Consider the following 12,328-nt stretch of genomic DNA (forward strand, 5'->3'; position numbering starts at 1 on the left):
GTCGCCTCGGATGTCACGCTCACTCCGCCCTCACCTGTTGTGGTCGGCATCCCGCCGATCAGGTCGACCCTAACCGGACTCGCCGGGCCGGACCAACGTTGGGCGCGCGCGACTGCTCGTCGCCGACCCGCGGCATACTCACATCGCCGCCCCACGGCATACATCGCCGTCCCACGGCATACGGACCACGGGGACGATCGTGGTCACTGGGCCCGCGGGTGCGCCTGGGCGTAGACCTCCCGGAGGTGCCGTGCCGTCACCAGCGTGTAGATCTGGGTCGTAGTCACCGAGGCGTGCCCCAACAACTCCTGGACGACCCTGACGTCGGCGCCCCCGTCGAGGAGGTGGGTGGCGAAGGAGTGGCGGAGCGTATGCGGACTGAGGTGCCCGGTCAGGCCGGCCCGGTCAGCCGCTGCCTGGATGATGGTCCAAGCGCTCTGGCGCGACAGCCGACCGCCACGTTGGTTGAGGAAGACGGCAGGGCTCCCCCGCCCACGGGCAGCGAACGACGGGCGGCCCCGGACCAGCCAGGCCTCGAGTGCCTCCTGGGCGTAGCGCCCGAGCGGCACCACGCGCTCCTTGTTGCCCTTGCCGAACAGCCGTACCAGGCCGTCGTCCGCCGCGCCACCCGCCGCCACGTCGTCCACGTCCAGCCCGATCGCCTCGCTCACCCGGGCACCACAGCCGTAGAGGACCTCCAGCAGGGCGCGGTCGCGCAGCGAGGCCGGGGTGTCGCCCACCGACGCGGCGTCCAGCAGTGCCTCCACCTGCTCCAGCGAGATCGCCTTCGGCAGGCGGCGCGTCGGCACCGGCGGAGCCACCTCGCGGGCCGGGTCGGCTGGGGTGTCGCCCTCCACGGCGAGGAAGCGGTGCCACCCCCGCACGGCGACCAGGGCCCGGGCCGCGGATGACGCCGCGAGCGGGGGGTGGTCCTCACTGCCCTCCCGCAGGTGGGCGAGGAACTGCGTGACGTGGGCCTCCGCGATGTCCTCGGGCCGCCGCACGTCGCGGGCCTCCAGAAAGGCGATGTAGCGGCGCAGGTCGCGGGAGTAGGCCTGCTGGGTGTGCTGGGACACGCCCCGCTCGACGCGGAGGTGGTCGATCCAGCCGCGCGCGGCCCGCGCCAGTGCGCTCTGGCGGGGCGTCGGCGTAGCGGTCTGGGTCGCCATGGGGTCATTGTGGATCCCGTGACCGACAAACCGGCCGAGGCAGGCCGGGGAACGCCCACGAGGAGGACCCGATGAAGTGGTATGCCGAGACCCCCGCCCGTCGTAGCCGTCAGGTGGCCGGGGATCTGCTCCTGCTCGCCTGGGTCGTCGCGTGGGTGTTGGTGGGCCGGGGCGTCTTCGGTGTGGTGCGGCAGTTGGCTGCGCCCGCCGAGCCGTTGCAGGACGCCGGAACCACCTGGTCGGACCGCCTACAGGAGGTCGCCGCCAGCGCTGTGGAAGTGCCGTTGGTCGGGAGCCGTCTGGAAGCGCCCCTGATCGGGGCGGCTGGCGCCGGCGACCGGCTCGTCACCGCCGGCCAGCGACTCGACGAGGGTGTCACCAGCCTTGCCTGGCTGCTGTCCGTCGCGGTCGCCTCGCTGCCCATCCTGATTGTCGGCGGTCTCTACCTGGTCGTGCGCATCCTCGGCGCCCGGCGGATGACGGCGCTCGCCCGGGCCCGTGGTGTCGCCGGTGAGCAGGAGCTCCTCGCGCTGCGGGCCCTGGTGCGCCAGTCCCCCCGCCGGCTCGCCACGGTCGGCACGGATCCGGCCGGGGGTTGGCGTGCCGGTGACCCCGAGGTGGTTGCCGCCCTGGCGTCGCTGGAACTGCGCCGCGCGGGGCTCCTGCCGAGCGCGTAGTCGGGATGATCGGCGTAGCCGTAGTGGTCGGCGTAGCCCGGGTGGCGCGCTGCTGTGATCACCGCAGGTCAGCGCCCTCGATCGCCCCCGCAGAAGATTCGCACAAATTTTCTTGTCGAACGTATTGACGAAGCGGAGTCGGCACGCTAGATTAGGACAAAGTTCCGGTACGGGTGTTGGGGAGCACTTCCGGACCAGGCAGGCGGGATGCCGAGGGAGGTGTGGGGTTATGGCGGTACAGCCGCAGGAGTTGTGGGATCAGGAATCGTTGTCGGGGAGCACCCCCGCTGCCGACCCGGCGCCACATGGCGCCTCCGCCCTGCCACTACACGCCGTGCACGAGCCCGTGCCGCACCCTGTCGAGGAGATGCTCACGCACCTGGAGTCCGCCGTGAGCTCCGTGCCCCGCAACGCGTGGGGTGGGCTGGAGGCCCCGGTGATCAGGTCCCTGTACTCCCGACTGGCACGTGTCTCCGAGCAGGTGTCGGCGCACCGGATGGCCGCTGCCCGAGCGCTGGACGCAGCCGGCGCAGCGAAGAAGAGCGGAGCCACCTCCACCGGGGCGATGTTGGGCGACGACTTCGGCGGGAACCGGAGGGACGGCGACGACCTGGTCCGGCTGGGCGACAACCTGGAGCGGGCCAAGGCCAGCGCCACCGAGGAGGCCTTCGCTGCGGGGAAGATCACGCAGGCCCAGGCCGGCATCATCGCCCGGATCCTGGGTGGGCTGCCCAAGGACGTCAGCGACCAGGAGCGCGAAGCCGCCGAGACCACACTGCTCGCGGAGGCGCCGTCGCTGAGCCTGCGAGACCTGCGGGCACGCGGCGACCGGATCACCGAGGCATTCCGTCCCACCCGGGAGCAGGCCGACGCGGACGAGGAAGAGACCGTGCGCAGGCGCGAGCGGGCGGCCCGGGCGGCGACCGAGTTCTGGATGAAAGAGACCGGCGAGGGCACCTACAGGGGTGGCTTCACGATCCCGGCGCTGCACGGCGAGATGCTGAAGACGATGCTGGACGCCGTCGCCTCCCCCAGGCGTGCCCACCTGCGCGCCGCCGAGGAGGCGCAGCTCGGTGGAGCCGGGAGCCCCGAGGGAGCGAGCAACGGCGTGGGGAACGCGACGGGGGCGTTCGGCGCGGGTGTCGGTGGGGGCGGTGTCAGCGGGGGCGGTGCCGCCTCGGCCGAGGGCGAGGGCGCGACCGCGTCCTCCAGCATCAGGGCAGCGGACCTCGTCCCCGACACGCGGACCTACCCGCAGAAGCTGGGGCAGGCGCTCTGCACGCTGATCGAGCACACCCCGATGGAGGGCTTCGCGCGCTCCGGGGGCTCGGCCGCCGTGGTGGCCGTCTCCCTGTCGCAGGAGAAGCTGGCCTCGGGGATCGGGTGTGGCACGACGACCACGGGCGTGCGGCTGACCGCCGGGGAGATCCGTCGGCTCGCCTGCAACCAGCAGATCCTGCCGCAGGTCTTCAACGGGAGTTCCTTGCCGCTCGACCACGGCGCGCTACGCCGCCTGTTCAGCCGGCACCAGCGGATCGCGATCGGGCAGCGAGACATGGGATGCGCCATGCCGGGGTGCGATCGGCCCCCGGGCTGGTGCGAGCTGCACCACGCAGGGGACCCCTGGTCCGAGGGCGGCCCGACGAACCTGGATCAGGGTGTGATGCTCTGCGCGTTCCACCACCATCTGGTGCACGAGGAGCACTGGCAGATCCGGTTCCATCCCGAGGACGGGATACCGGAGTTCCGCAAGCCCGGGCAGACCGCGTGGGCCCGCAACCGCCGCTATCGACCGCCGCGAGATCTCGGGGTGGCGCCCGCAACAGCCTGACCCAACCCTCGACCGGAGAACGCCGACCCGGACCCCTGTGGGGGCCGGGGCACAGGCGTGCCTGGGGGCGCGGGCAGCCGATGTGAGGCAGGCTGTGCCCATGGCACCACACCGGGTGAGCGACGACATCGTGCGCCATGCGGTCCGGGAGTACGCCGCCCAACACGCGGAGCTGTCCCGGACGACCGAGGGGTTCGTGGGTCTGGTCACCCGCCTGTTGGACGACGCGGGGATCAACTACCTGAGCATCACGGGCCGCACCAAGAGTGTGGCTTCGTTTGCCGGCAAGGCGGTGCGGCAGAAGGACGGCCGCCCGCTCTATCAGGACCCGCTCCGAGAGATCACCGACCAGATGGGGGTGCGCGTGATCACCTACCTGGCGGCGGACGTCGCGGCGGTGGCGGAACTGGTCTCCGCCGAACTGACGGTGCTGGACGACCGGGACATGGGCCGGGAGACCGCGGCGGAGGGCCAGTGGGGCTACGCGAGCCGGCACATCCTGGTGTCGCCGGACTCCACGACCGATCTCTCGCCGGGCGAGGAGCCGCTCCGGGGCCGCAGTCTGTCGCTGCAGGTCCGCACGATCCTGCAGCATGCCTGGGCCGAGTTCGAGCACGACATCCGCTACAAGGGCCATCTGCCCGAGGAGCACGCCCCGGACCTCAACCGACGATTCACGCTGGCGGCGGGCCTGTTGGAGCTGGCGGACCGGGAGTTCACGGCGATCCGGGACCGGATCCAGGAGACGCTGACCGACCAGCAGACCGAGCACGACCCGAGCGACCCGCGGATCGGCGCGCAGGAACTGGCCGCCTTCCTGGCCGGCAAGTTTGCCGAGGCCGGGTGGTCCAAGACCGACCACTACGCGTGGATCTCCGGGTTGTTGCTCGAGCTGGGCATCACCTCGTTGGAGGAACTCGGTGGCCTGCTGGCCTCGGTGGACAGCGCAGCCATCATCGACCGGATGGGTTATCGCTACCCACCCGGTGCGGTGCGCCGCCTGGACGACGCGTTGCTGGCCGTCTTCGGCCCCCACTACGTCGCACTGCACGGCAACGACGACCGGCGGGCCCTGCTGCAGGATCGCCTGGAGAAGCTGACCTAGACCTGGTGCCGCTCGCGGAGCACCTGCTCGATCTCGGCCCACCCGAGACCGCGGCTGCGCAGGAGGACCAGCAGGTGATACACCAGGTCGGCCGCCTCGCCGGCGAGGTCAGCGTCCTCCTGGGCCACCGCGGCCAGGGCGGTCTCGACACCCTCCTCCCCCACCTTCTGGGCGATGCGGCGGGTGCCCGCCTCGAACAGCTCGGAGGTGTAGGACCCTGCGGGGCGTTCGGTATGCCGATCCGCCACGAGGGCGTCCAGCTCGGCCAGGAAGTGGCGGCCTGACCCGGCTTCGAAACCTGACCCGGCGTCGGAGCCTGACCCGGCGTCGAAGCACGACTCAGCGCCGGTGTGGCAGGTGGGACCGGCCGGGTCGGCGAGGATGAGGACGGCGTCCTGGTCACAGTCCAGGTGGACCGAGCGGACCGCCAGTGTGTTGCCGCTGGTCTCGCCCTTGACCCAACGGGCATCTCGGCTGCGGCTATAGAAGGTGGCCAGACCGGAGTCGAGGGTGTCTTGAGAGCGCGGCGGCGTCCTGATAGCCGAGCATCAGGACCCGACCGGTGCGGGCGTCCTGCACGATCGCGGGGACGAGCCCGCCCTGCTTGCTGAAGTCCACGTTCACACTGCCTCCAGTGCAGGCCGAACCTCGACGCCCTCGGCGGCGAGATACCGCTTGAGGTCTGGGATGGGGACGGCACCGGAGTGGAAGACGCTGGCGGCCAGCGCCGCGTCCACGTCCGCGTCGGCAAACACATCCCGGAAGTGCTCCATGGTGCCGGCGCCACCGGAGGCGACGAGCGGCACCGCGCACACGTCCCGGACCGCGCGGAGCTGCTCCACGTCATACCCGTGGCGGACGCCGTCGCTGCCCATGCAGTTCAGGACCACCTCGCCGGCGCCCAGCTCCTGGACCTGCTGCACCCACTCCAGCGTGGTGACCTGCAGCGCCTGGGTCTGGTCGGGGTTGCCGGTGAACTGGCGGATGCGCCACTGGCCGTCGGCGTCGCGCAGGCTGTCGACGCCCACGACGACGCACTGGACCCCGAACTCGCGGGCCAGCTCGCGGACCAGTTCGGGGCGCTGGGTGGCGGGGGTGTTGACCGAGACCTTGTCGGCGCCGGCGTGCAGCACGACGCGCGCATCCTCGACCGAGGAGATGCCGCCCGCGACGCAGAACGGGATGTCGATCACGCGGGCGACCCGCTCGACCCACCCGGCATCGACGCGGCGGCCCTGCGGGCTGGCCGTGATGTCGTAGAACACCAGCTCGTCCGCGCCCTCCTGGCGGTAGCGGGTGGCGAGCTCGACGATGTCGCCGACGTCAAGGTGGTCCCGGAATCGGGTGCCCTTGACGACGCGGCCGTCGCGCACGTCCAGGCAGGGGATGATCCGGCGGCCCAGGCTCATGCGACCCACTCCTCGGCGACGGCGTCGGTTACGGTGAGCCGGCCCTCGAACAGGGCCTTGCCCAACACCGCGCCGGCACAGCCCACCTTGCGGCAACTGCGCAGGTCGTGCACGTGCCGCATCCCGCCGGAGGCCTGGATCTGCACGCCCGGCACCGCGTGCGTCAGGAAGGTGTAGAGGTTCACGTTCGGGCCGCTGAGGGTGCCGTCCCGACCGATGTCGGTGCACAGCAGGTGCGTCAGCCCGGCCTCGGCATACGTATGCAGCATGGTCGGCAGGTCGTGCTCGGCGACCGAGGTCCACCCGGAGACGGGGAGCACCCAGGTGCCGTCCTCGGCGGCCTTGGTGTCCAGGGCCACGGTGATGCGGTCGGGGCCGAAGCGTTCCAGCCAGGTCGCGACCTCCTCCGGGTGGTGCACCGCCATCGAGCCGACGACGACACGCTGGGCGCCCGGCGTCGAGGAGCTTCTGGACGTCGTCGGCGGTGCGCACGCCGCCGCCGGTCTGGACCTGCAGGCCGGTGCGCTCCACGATCTGCTCCAGGACGGGGGCAAGCGTGTAACCGCCGGCCCGGGCGGCGTCCAGGTCCACCAGGTGCATCCAGCGGGCGCCGGCGCGGGCATAGCTGTCAGCGACGGCGACCGGGTCGTCGGAGTAGCGCGTCTCCTTCTCGTAGTCACCCTTGTGCAGCCGCACGACGCGGCCCTCAAGGACGTCGATGGCCGGATAGACGGTGAACTCACTCATGCAGGAACCTCCGAGACAAAGTTTGTCAGGAGTCGTGCGCCGACGTCGGCTGAACGCTCGGGGTGGAACTGGGCGCCCCACCGCGTGCCGCGTCGAACCACGGCGCTCCAGTCGCCGGCGTGCGTGGTGGCCGCGACCGTGTCGGGGGTCACCGGGACCCCGTAACTGTGCACAAAGTAGGCCCGGGAGCCAGCGGGTATGCCATGAACTGCCGGGTCGTCGCGTGTCCCCCACAAGGTGTTCCACCCCATGTGGGGGACGCGCTCGGTGGGGCTGCCGGGGATCGGAACCACCGAGCCGGGCAGGAGCCCCAGACACGTGGTGCCGCCGTCCTCGGCGGAGTCCTCGAACAACAGCTGCATGCCCAGGCAGACCCCGAGCAGGGGCTGCTCCAATCCCCGGAGCACCTCCACCAGCCCGGCGTCGTGCAGCCGGCGCATCCCTGGGCGGGCGGCGCCGACTCCGGGCAGGATGACCCGGTCGGCGGCGCGGATGGTGTCCGGGTCGGAGGTGAGCGCGGAGCGGACGCCGAGACGGTCCAGGGCGTAGCGGACCGAGCCGATGTTGGTGCCGCCGGAGTCGACAAGCGCCACGGTGGTGCTCACAGCACGCCCTTGGTGGAGGGGAGTTCGGCGCCCTCGACGCGCAGCGCCTGCCGCATGGCCCGGGCCACCGCCTTGAAGCCGGACTCGATGACGTGGTGGGCGTTGTCCCCGGACACGGTCAGGTGCAGGTTGAGCCGGGCGGACTCGCACAGGGAGCGCCAGAAGTGCTCGACCATCTCCGTCGGGAAGTCCCCGACCCGCTCCCGGTCGAAGGTGCTGTTAAACACCAGGTAAGGGCGCCCGGAGAAGTCGAGCGCGGCCTGGGCGTGGGCCTCGTCCATCGGCAGCGTGAAGCCGTAGCGGCCGATCCCCCGCTTGTCGCCGAGCGCCTCGTCCAGTGCCTGGCCGAGCGCCAGGGCGACGTCCTCGATGGTGTGGTGCTCGTCGATGTGCAGGTCGCCCTCGCACTCGACCGTGAGGGAGAAGCCGCCGTGCTTGGCCAGTTGGTCGAGCATGTGGTCCAGGAAGCCGACCCCGGTGGCTAGATCAATCCTGCCCGGTCGGTCCAGGTCCACCTCGACCCGGATCCGGGTCTCGCTGGTGTCGCGCTGCACGGTCGCGGTGCGGGGGCGGTCCACGAGGCGGTGGGCGATCTGGTCCCACGTCACGGTCGCCCCGGACCTGGTCGCCCGGCTGGGCACCAAATAGGCATCGATGCCCAGGTTGGCGGCCAGTTGGGCGTCGGTCTCCCGGTCGCCGACGACGACGCTGCGGTCCCAGTCGATGCCGCGGTCCTTGAGCAGCTCGGTGAACATGCCGGTGCCGGGTTTGCGGGTGGGGGCGTTGTCCTCCGGGACGGGTGCCGTCGATCAGCTGGTCGCGGAAGGTGATGCCCTGGCTCGAGAGGATCTGCAGCAGCAACTGGTGGGGGCCGTCGAAGTCCTCCTGGGGGAAGGAGTCGGTGCCCAGGCCGTCCTGGTTGCTGACGAGCACGAACTCCCAGCCGGCGTCGCGCAGCCGCAGCAGCGCCGGGATCACCCCCTCGACCAGTCGGAACTTGCCGTAGGAGTCGATCTGGAAGTCCTCGGGCTCCTCGATCAGGGTGCCGTCGCGGTCGACGAACAGGACGGGGCGGGCGGTGCTCATGGGTTCCTCTGCGGTGTCGGGCCGCTCAGGGCGGCGGCCAGTTCGGTGAGTTCGTCATCGGTGCCGACGCTGATGCGTACGGCCTCCGCCACTACGTGCCGCATATCGCGGATCACGATGCCGGTGCCGGCCAGGCGGGACAGCAGGGCCTCCGCGTCGCCCCGGACCAGCACGAAGTTGGCCTCGGAGGCGTAGACCGTCTGCACCAGGTCGCTGTCGGCGAGCAGGCGGGCCAGTCGCTCGCGGCCGGCGAGGGTTGCGGCGACCCGGCCCGCGGTGTGGGACAGGGCCTCGGGTGAGAGCGCGGCCAGCGCCAGCCGGGTGACGGGCTCGGGGATCGGGTAGGGGGCCTGCACGCGGCGCAGCAATTGCATCAGCACCGGGTCCCCCACCGCCACCCCGACCCGGGCCGCGGCCAGGGCGTGCGCCTTGGACAGAGTGCGCAGCACGACCAGGTTGGGGTGGTCCTCCAGGAGTGCCAGGGCCGAGGGGCCGGAGGCGAACTCCTGGTAGGCCTCGTCGACGACGACGACGGCCTCCTCGGCGAGGTCGCGGGCGAGCCGGGCGAGGGCCTCGGGCGGGACGGTGCTGCCGGTCGGGTTCCCCGGCGAGGCGAGGAAGACCACCCGGGAGCCGGTCGACCGTGTGGTGGCGGCCACCGCCTCGGTGTCCACCTCGAACCGGTCCCCCAGGTCCCGCTGCGGCACGTCGTGCAGGGGCACCCCGTGCAGCCGCGCGCTCACGGCATACATCCCGAAGGAGGGCGAGGCCACGACCACACCGTCCTCTCCGGGGCGGCACAGCGCGCGCACCAGCAGCTCGATCGCCTCGTCGCTGCCGCGGCCCACGACGAGGTTCGCCGGGGGCACGCCGTATGTCGTGGCGAGGGCCTCCACCAGCGGTGCCGGCTGGGGGTCGGGGTAGCGGCGGATGGCGCCGTCGGGGTCCGCGGCGTTGGGGGCCGCTGCCTCGTTGGCGTTGAGCCAGATGCGGGCGTCCCCGGACCAGCTGGTGCGGGCGGAGGAGTAGCCGGCGAAGTCGCGCAGGTCCTCGCGGACCAGCTGGGTCGGGAAGCCGGTCACGACTGCGCCCCGCGGGCCAGCCGGCGGGTGACTGCCACCTGGTGTCCGAGGAGGCCCTCCGCGCCGGAGAGTTCGACCGCGCAGGGACCGACCTCGGCCAGGCCCTCTGGGGTCACCGATTGCACGGTCATCGCGATCTGGAAGCTGGCGACGTTGACACCGCCGGTCCAGCGAGCGGCACCGGCGGTGGGCAGCACGTGGTTGGTGCCGCTGCAGTAGTCGCCGAGGGTCTCCGGGGCCCAGTCCCCCAGGAAGACCGAGCCGGCGCGCTCGACCCGGTCCAGCCAGGCCTCGGGCTCGCGCAGGGCCAGCACCAGGTGCTCGGGGGCGTAGTCGTTGCTGATCGCCACCGCCGTGGCCAGGTCGTCGGTCACCACCAGCCGGCTGGAGGCGAGGGCCTGACGGGCGATGTCGGCCCGGGGCAGTTCCGCCACCTGCGCCTCGACCTGCTCGGCGACCGCCCGGGCGAGAGTCGGGTCGTCGGTCAGCAGGATCACCTGGGAGTCCGGGCCGTGCTCGGCCTGGGACAGCAGGTCGGCCGCGACGAACTCCGGGTCGGCACCGGCGTCCGCGATCACCAGGATCTCGGAGGGGCCAGCGGGCAGGTCGATCCCGGGACCGCCCTCGGTGGTCGACACCTGACGCTTGGCCTCGGTGACGAAGGCGTTGCCCGGGCCGAAGATCTTGTCGCACCGGGGCACCGACTCCGTGCCGTGGGCCAGGGCGGCGATGGCCTGCGCTCCCCCGGCGACGACGACGGTGCTGATGCCACACTCGGCGGCCGCCGCGAGGACGGTGGCGTCCGGGCGACCGTCGGGGCCCGGCGGGGTGGCGAGCACCACCTCGGGGCATCCGGCCAGCTGGGCGGGGATCCCGAGCATGAGCGCGGTGGAGGGCAGCGGGGCGGTGCCGGCGGGGACGTAGAGGCCGACCCTGCGGATCGGTCGCACCACCCGGCGGCAGGAGACCCCGGGGGCGGTCTCGACCTGGTAGCCGGTCTGCATACCGGCCTCGTGGAAGGCGCGGATCCGCCCGGCCGCCTCGGAGATCGCCTCGCGCACCGACGCCGGGACGCCGGCGCCCGAGACGTCCGGCACGGTCAGCCAGGGCGGGGAGACGCCGTCGAACCGCTCCCCCAGCTCGCGCAGGGCGGCGTCGCCACCCGCGCGCACGGCAGCCACGATGTCGGCGACCGCGGCGGTGACCTCGGGACTGGCGCCGGCGGTGGCCCGGCGCAGCAGCTCGGCGCGGGCGGGCTCGTCCAGCTCGGACCAGACGGTGACGTTCACGGGAGCATCCCCTCCACCGGGAGCACCATCAGGGTGTGCGCACCGGCCCGCTTGAGGTCCTCCAGTCGCTGCCAGGAGACCGCGTTGTGGCACAGCACCTGGACCGACACCTCGTCGCGGCCGTCGACCTGCAGCACCGTCGGCTCGCCACCGTCGGGGAGCTTGTGGAGCACCTCGGGCAGGACGTCCCGTCCGGCCCGGAGCATAAGGAGGCGGGTCTCCTTGAGCCGCAGCGCGCCGTCCATCCGGCGCAGCAGCATCTCGGCGATGTCGGCACGGCCGTCCTCCAGGGCGTGCCGGGGGCCGGCGATGACAGCCTCGGAGTGCAACAGCGTCTCGACCGGTTTGAGGGCATTGGCCGCCAGCGTGCCGCCGGTGGAGACCAGGTCACAGATCAGGTCGGCCTGCCCCAGCCGCGGGGCGATCTCCACCGAGCCGGCGAGCGTGACGATCTGCGCGTCGACGTCGCGCTCGTCCAGCCACCGGCCCAGCGTGTGCGGGTAGGAGGTGGCGATCCGCTTGCCGACCAGTTGCTCCGGGCCGGTCCAGCGCTCGTCGTCGCCGATCGCGAGGTCCAGCCGGCAGGTGCCCCACCCGAGCTGGCGCCACTCCTCGAGCGCGCTCGGGGCGCCGCCGGCCTGGCGGCCCAGGTCGTGCTCGATCAGCACGTTGCGGCCGACGACGCCGAGGTCGCAGACCCCGTCGGCGATCAGGCCGGGGATGTCGTCGTCGCGGACCAGGAGCAGGTCGACCGGGAGCGACTCGCCGTAGCAGAAGAGCTTGTCGCGGCTCTCCCGCCAGGTGAGCCCGCAGGAGGCGAGCAGGTCCCGGGCCGGGTCGGCGAGGCGGCCGGACTTCTGGATGGCGACCCGGAGGCGGTCTCGGGTGATGGCAGGCGGGGTCATGTGACCTTCCGTGGGCGGTGGGGCGCCAGGTCGTTCGGGCGCGTGGGGGCGTGGGGCGGTGACGGCGCGGTCAGCCGGTGGCCGGCTGGGCACCGCCGGTATGCCGTGCGAGGGCCGCGCGGTAACCGCCGGCCCCGTGCTCCCAGCACCGGGCGACGCGGCCGATGGTGGTCACGCTCACGCCCGTCTCGTCGTGGATCTGCCGGTAGGGGGTGCCCGCGGCGAGCAGGGGCACCACGGCCCAGCGGTCGGCCAGCGCCTCGAGCTCGGCGGGCGTGCAGAGGTCGTCGAGGAAGGCCGCCATCTCGTCGGCGTCGGTGATCGCCACCAGCGCCTCGGCCAGCGACTGGCGGGGAACCAGGTGCTCCCGTCGCTTCATCGGTCGTCCCTCCGGGCGCGTCGGCGCCCGCTCGTCTCTGTCAC

At 72.4% G+C, this 12,328-nt stretch carries 13 protein-coding genes and 1 pseudogene; 3 read left to right on the top strand and 11 right to left on the bottom strand.

Features of this window, described 5'->3' with window-relative positions; translation table 11 throughout:
* Nucleotides 1-203: 203 nt before the first annotated feature.
* Nucleotides 204-1,169 (bottom strand): site-specific tyrosine recombinase XerD, encoded by a 966-nt coding sequence (xerD, locus tag AC1QRC_RS13000; protein ID WP_484203715.1) that lies wholly within the window; start codon nucleotides 1,167-1,169, stop codon nucleotides 204-206.
* 71 nt (nucleotides 1,170-1,240) lie between these two features.
* Between xerD and AC1QRC_RS13005 the strand changes: the two genes are divergently transcribed.
* The 3 genes from AC1QRC_RS13005 to AC1QRC_RS13015 all read left to right on the top strand — a co-directional run bounded on the left by AC1QRC_RS13005 (nucleotide 1,241) and on the right by AC1QRC_RS13015 (nucleotide 4,782).
* A complete protein-coding gene (locus tag AC1QRC_RS13005; RefSeq protein WP_484203716.1) occupies nucleotides 1,241-1,846 on the top strand; it encodes a hypothetical protein in 606 nt (201 codons plus the stop codon).
* Between the two features lie 334 nt (nucleotides 1,847-2,180).
* Entirely contained in the window at nucleotides 2,181-3,677 is a 1,497-nt protein-coding gene (locus AC1QRC_RS13010) for an HNH endonuclease signature motif containing protein (RefSeq protein ID WP_484203717.1), read from the top strand.
* A 100-nt stretch (nucleotides 3,678-3,777) separates the two neighbouring features.
* Complete coding sequence (locus tag AC1QRC_RS13015) at nucleotides 3,778-4,782, top strand: GTP pyrophosphokinase (RefSeq protein ID WP_484203718.1); 1,005 nt, start codon at nucleotides 3,778-3,780, stop codon at nucleotides 4,780-4,782.
* Here AC1QRC_RS13015 and hisIE read toward each other — a convergent pair.
* The 10 genes and pseudogenes from hisIE to AC1QRC_RS13065 all read right to left on the bottom strand — a co-directional run bounded on the left by hisIE (nucleotide 4,779) and on the right by AC1QRC_RS13065 (nucleotide 12,284).
* Complete coding sequence (gene hisIE, locus AC1QRC_RS13020) at nucleotides 4,779-5,321, bottom strand: bifunctional phosphoribosyl-AMP cyclohydrolase/phosphoribosyl-ATP diphosphatase HisIE (RefSeq protein WP_484206640.1); 543 nt, start codon at nucleotides 5,319-5,321, stop codon at nucleotides 4,779-4,781. The genes AC1QRC_RS13015 and hisIE overlap by 4 nt on opposite strands.
* Before the next feature lie 81 nt (nucleotides 5,322-5,402).
* A complete protein-coding gene (gene hisF / locus AC1QRC_RS13025) occupies nucleotides 5,403-6,191 on the bottom strand; it encodes an imidazole glycerol phosphate synthase subunit HisF (protein WP_484206641.1) in 789 nt (262 codons plus the stop codon).
* Nucleotides 6,188-6,616 carry a 1-(5-phosphoribosyl)-5-[(5-phosphoribosylamino)methylideneamino]imidazole-4-carboxamide isomerase gene (locus AC1QRC_RS13030; RefSeq protein ID WP_484206642.1) on the bottom strand — a complete coding sequence of 143 codons (429 nt, stop codon included), beginning with the start codon at nucleotides 6,614-6,616 and terminating at the stop codon, nucleotides 6,188-6,190. The genes hisF and AC1QRC_RS13030 overlap by 4 nt, the downstream gene beginning before the upstream one ends.
* Nucleotides 6,617-6,701: 85 nt before the next feature.
* Nucleotides 6,702-6,938 (bottom strand): annotated as a pseudogene (locus tag AC1QRC_RS13035) (HisA/HisF-related TIM barrel protein); the annotation flags it as partial.
* The gene (gene hisH, locus AC1QRC_RS13040) at nucleotides 6,935-7,543 is read right to left on the bottom strand and encodes an imidazole glycerol phosphate synthase subunit HisH (protein ID WP_484203719.1); all 609 of its coding nucleotides are present in this window, start codon (nucleotides 7,541-7,543) and stop codon (nucleotides 6,935-6,937) included. The pseudogene AC1QRC_RS13035 and the gene hisH, both read right to left, overlap by 4 nt.
* Nucleotides 7,540-8,298, bottom strand: coding sequence for an imidazoleglycerol-phosphate dehydratase HisB (hisB, locus tag AC1QRC_RS13045; protein WP_484203720.1), 759 nt, complete (start codon nucleotides 8,296-8,298; stop codon nucleotides 7,540-7,542). The genes hisH and hisB overlap by 4 nt, the downstream gene beginning before the upstream one ends.
* 327 nt (nucleotides 8,299-8,625) lie before the next feature.
* On the bottom strand, nucleotides 8,626-9,711 hold the full coding sequence (gene hisC / locus AC1QRC_RS13050) for a histidinol-phosphate transaminase (RefSeq protein WP_484203721.1): 1,086 nt from the start codon (nucleotides 9,709-9,711) through the stop codon (nucleotides 8,626-8,628).
* Nucleotides 9,708-11,000: a histidinol dehydrogenase gene (hisD, locus tag AC1QRC_RS13055; protein ID WP_484203722.1), complete on the bottom strand. Its 1,293-nt coding sequence runs from the start codon at nucleotides 10,998-11,000 to the stop codon at nucleotides 9,708-9,710. The genes hisC and hisD overlap by 4 nt, the downstream gene beginning before the upstream one ends.
* Nucleotides 10,997-11,905 carry an ATP phosphoribosyltransferase gene (gene hisG, locus AC1QRC_RS13060; protein ID WP_484203723.1) on the bottom strand — a complete coding sequence of 303 codons (909 nt, stop codon included), beginning with the start codon at nucleotides 11,903-11,905 and terminating at the stop codon, nucleotides 10,997-10,999. The genes hisD and hisG overlap by 4 nt, the downstream gene beginning before the upstream one ends.
* Before the next feature lie 70 nt (nucleotides 11,906-11,975).
* Nucleotides 11,976-12,284: a YerC/YecD family TrpR-related protein gene (locus tag AC1QRC_RS13065; protein WP_484203724.1), complete on the bottom strand. Its 309-nt coding sequence runs from the start codon at nucleotides 12,282-12,284 to the stop codon at nucleotides 11,976-11,978.
* Between the last annotated feature and the right edge of the window lie 44 nt (nucleotides 12,285-12,328).

The organism is Ornithinicoccus sp. (assembly GCF_057176825.1).